The organism is Longimicrobium sp., from assembly GCF_036280135.1.
Classification (GTDB): Bacteria; Gemmatimonadota; Gemmatimonadetes; order Longimicrobiales; family Longimicrobiaceae; genus Longimicrobium.
The window spans coordinates 1-3495 of record NZ_DASURI010000764.1; the positions used below are offsets into that span (position 1 = coordinate 1).

A 3495-nucleotide genomic window follows, 5' to 3' on the forward strand; every position below is an offset into this window, starting at 1 on the left:
CGCCGGACCTCTCCCTTCCCCTGGAGCGGCTCACCCGCCGCCGCCGGGCCGCCGCGGTCGTGGCCGTGCGCGACGCCCGCCGCAGCCACCTGCCCGGGGTGGGGAGCCTGGCCGAGGCGGGGGTGGTCGCCTGCCTGGCCGCGCCCCTGCTGGACCCCGCGGGCCGGGTGCTGGGCACCCTGGCGGCCATGGACTGGCTCCCCCGCCGCTGGCAGCGCGACGACCGCGTGCTGCTGCACGAGCTGGCGCTGATCGCCGCGGGAGACGTGGCGGAGATGGAGGCCCGCGACGAGCGGGCGCGGGTGGAGGACGCGCTGGCCCGGGCGCGGGCCGCGGTGGCCGGCGCGGAGGGCCCCCCCGGGTCGCGGCACGCTCCGCGGGTGGGGATGTTCACGACGGAAGGCGGCAGGATCACCTGGACCAACCCCGAGCTGGCGCGCATCGCCGGCTACAGCATGGAGGAGATGATCGCCATGGAGCTGCCCGAGAACCTGCTGCTGGACCACGACCACGGCCGGCTGCTGGCCCGGCTGGAGGGCCCGGAGCCCTATGCCGCGGACGTGCACGTGTGCACGGAGATCCGCCGGCGCGGCGCCACCCCCGCGCGCGCGGAGCTGTGCGTGCGCCGGGTGGAGCTGGGGGACCGCTTCGTCCTGGCGGGCGCCGTGCGCGACCTGGAGGACGGTCCGGACGACCAAGAGGCGCTGCGGGCCGAAGCCGGCCGCTACCGCCGCGCCTTCGAGGACGACCTGAGCGGGGTGGTGATCGCGGCGCCGGACTGCCGCATCGTGGCGTGCAACGCGGAGTTCGCGCGCATCCTGGGGCTTCCCTCCCCGGAGGCGGCGGTGGGGATGGAGCTGGGGCGCCTGGAGCCGGAGCCCGGCCCGCTGGCTGCCCGGGTGGAGCGCCTGCGGGGCGGCCAGCCCGGCGGCCCCGAGGAGCTGGAGGTGGCGCGGCACGACGGCACCACCGCGCACGTGGTGGCCCGGCTGGCCGCCACCCTGGGCCCGGACGGCGCGGTGGTCGAGTACCGCGGCTACCTGGTGGACGTGACCCAGCGCGCCCTGCGCGAGCACGCCCTGCTGCAGAGCGACGAGCGGCTGCGGCTGCTGGAGCTGGCCACGAACGACGTGACCTGGGAGTGGGACCTGGCCACGGGCCGCACCACGTGGAACGAGGCCGGGCCCCGGCGCTTTCGCTACGCGCCCCACGAGGTGCGCGCCACCCTGGAGTGGCAGGTGGAGCGCATCCACCCCGAGGACCGCGAGCGCGTGATGGCCGGGCTGCAGCAGGCCGTGGCGGGGATCGGCGACGCGTGGGCGGACGAGTACCGCTTTCTGCGGGGGGACCGGACCTACGCCACCGTGCACAACCGCGCGTACCTCGTCCGCAACCCCCGGGGCGAGCCCGTGCGGGTGATCGGGTGGATGGTGGACGTGACCGAGCGCAAGCGCACGGAGGAGAGCCAGCGCTTCCTGGCCCGCGCCAGCGCCCTGCTGGACGCCACGCTGGACGTAGGGGTGACGGCCGCCAACCTGGCGCGGCTGTGCATCCCCGCCCTGGCGGACCTGTGCGTGCTGGACCTGGTGGAGCCCAACGGCGACGTGCGCCGCGCCGCCGCGGCCCACGGCCGCCAAGCCCGCGAGCGGCTGCTGAACCCCTCCTCCTGCCTTTCGGCGGGCACGCGCGACCCGGAGCACCCCATCCTGGCCGCCGTGGCCAGCGGCGAGCCGTCCCTCTGCACGGAGTGCGACGCGGCGGCGCTGGCGGGGCTGGACCGGGTGTTCGGGGACGGCAACGCGCGGCGGCTGGGGGTGCATTCCTACATGGTGGTTCCCATCCGGGCCCACGACCGCCTGGGCGCGGTCATGCTCCTGGGGCTGTCGCAGCCGGGCCGCCGCTACGACGCCATGGACCTGATCGTGGCCAAGGACCTGGCCGTGCGCGCGGCGCTGGCGCTGGAGAACGCGCGGCTGTACGAGACGGTGCAGCACGCCCTGAGCGCGCGCGAAGAGGTGCTGGGCGTGGTCTCGCACGACCTGCGCGGTCCGCTCAGCACCCTGGTGACGACGGCCGTGCTCCTCTCGGAGACCGGGCGCGAGCGCCGCGAGGAGACGCGCAAGTGGCTGGACGTCATCCGCCGCGCGGCGAACCAGATGAACCAGCTCATCGGCGACCTGCTGGACGTGACGCAGATCGAGGCCGGGCGCTTTGCCGTCCACCTGTCCCCCCACAGCCTGTACGCCCTGCTTGGCCAGACGTGCGAGCAGTGGGGAACGCTGGCCTCCGCGGGTGGGCTGCGGCTGGAGTGCGACGTGGAGCCGGGGCTGCCGGAGGTGGAGCTGGACGAGCGGCAGATGGCCCGCGTGCTGGCCAACCTGCTGGGCAACGCCCTCAAGTTCACTCCCGAAGGGGGCACCGTGCGGCTGCACGCGGCCGCGGCGGGGTCCGAAGCGCGCATTTGCGTGACGGACACGGGTCCCGGCCTCACGGCGGAGCAGGCGGGCCGCGTGTTCGACCGCTTCTGGAAGGCCAGCGAGGGGGACCGGCGGGGGGCCGGGCTGGGCCTCGCCATCGCCAGGGGGATCGTGGAGGCGCACCACGGCCGCATCGGCGTGGACAGCACCCCAGGCAAGGGGAGCACGTTCTGGATCACCCTTCCCGTGCACGCGCCGGCGGACGAGCGCGGGAGTCCGGCCGCCTGACCGGCCGGCCGCGCCGCCCCCGCCTCCGGCCGCGGAACGCCGGTGGGCGGAGCCGGTCAAGATCCTTCAATCTCCCTTGTTCGCAACACGTTAACTTCTCCACAGGTCCCGGCGCGAGGCCGTGGGAGAACCCCCTTCTGGAGGAGCGTTCGATGAGAACGATGCGACGCATGGGCGCGGGGATGGCCGTGCTGCTGGCGGTGTCGGCGGGGAGTGGATGCTGGGCCGCCGCGGCGGCGGGAGGCGGGGCGGCGGCGGGCGTCTACCTGACGGACCAGAAGGCCGAGAGCACCGTGAACGCCCCCCTGGCCGACGTGGCGCTACGCACGCGGACGGTGCTGGCGGAGATGCGGATCTCCATCCAGGACCGTGAAGTGGAGCCCGACGACCGCGAGGTGGAGATCCACGGCGTGGCGCCGGAAGGGGATGCCGTGCACGTGGAACTGGACGGCGGTGGGGCCACCACCCGCGTGCGCGTCTCCGTGCGCGACGGCGTCGCGAAGTGGGACCAGGAATACGCCCGCTCCATCATGCAGCGCATCGTGCAGGGCTTCTGATGATGACCCGGTCGCGGCGGGCGGACGCTCTCCGGCCCGCCGCGATCGTTTCCCGCCCGGTGCCCCCTGACAGGGCGCCGCACCCCACCACCCATCCCTCCGAGTGTGCCGCAGGTGCCCCGCTCCCGTCGCCCCGCGCGGCGGGAGCGGTCTCGGCGCAGGTCTCCGTCGCTTCCGCCCGCACATCACCGCATCCGTGCGGACGCAGGGTCATCCCGGTTCCGGTGATGGGT

The 3495-nt window shown here is 75.1% G+C and carries 2 protein-coding genes; both read left to right on the forward strand.

Annotated features, from left to right (window positions below):
* A partial coding sequence (locus VFZ20_RS24730; RefSeq protein WP_329686634.1) for an ATP-binding protein occupies positions 1 to 2705 on the forward strand: 2705 nt, incomplete at its 5' end.
* A 152-nt stretch (positions 2706 to 2857) separates the two neighbouring features.
* Positions 2858 to 3262, forward strand: a complete 405-nt coding sequence (locus VFZ20_RS24735; protein ID WP_329686635.1) for a DUF3568 family protein — start codon at positions 2858 to 2860, stop codon at positions 3260 to 3262.
* Positions 3263 to 3495: the final 233 nt, after the last annotated feature.